Here is a 384-nt window from a genome sequence, read left to right as displayed (position 1 = left end):
ACTTTGCAGGAAATAGAGCCGATCCAATTGAAGTACAATTCCAACAAATTAAAGAACGAATGCATGAAAAATGGAGTGAAGGTAAATATATTGCTTACTTCCAAGCATTTACTAATACCCATGCACCTGTAGAAGTTTTAAAAGAAAAATATGAACCTGTGTTAAAAGAAGAAGGAGTTATTGGTTTATCTATCGCTACACGTCCAGATTGTCTGCCAGATGATGTGGTTGAATACTTAGCTGAACTAAATCAACGTACTTATTTATGGGTGGAACTTGGTCTTCAAACAGTTCATCAAAAGACCTCTGATTTAATTAATCGTGCTCACGATATGCAAACGTATTACGAAGGTGTAGCTAAATTGCGTAAACATAATATTAACG

1 protein-coding gene is annotated in these 384 nt (G+C 34.9%); it reads left to right on the top strand.

All coding sequences use genetic code 11. The features are described 5' to 3' along the window. Positions 1–384 (top strand): radical SAM protein (locus C1J00_RS48790; RefSeq protein WP_500691509.1); only part of this gene is annotated, 384 nt, incomplete at both ends.

Origin of the sequence: Streptomyces cahuitamycinicus (genome assembly GCF_002891435.1) — a bacterium.
GTDB lineage: Bacteria > Actinomycetota > Actinomycetes > Streptomycetales > Streptomycetaceae > Streptomyces > Streptomyces cahuitamycinicus.
The sequence above is the reverse complement of the archived record's forward strand: the minus strand, read 5'-3'. Positions and strand labels throughout refer to the sequence as shown.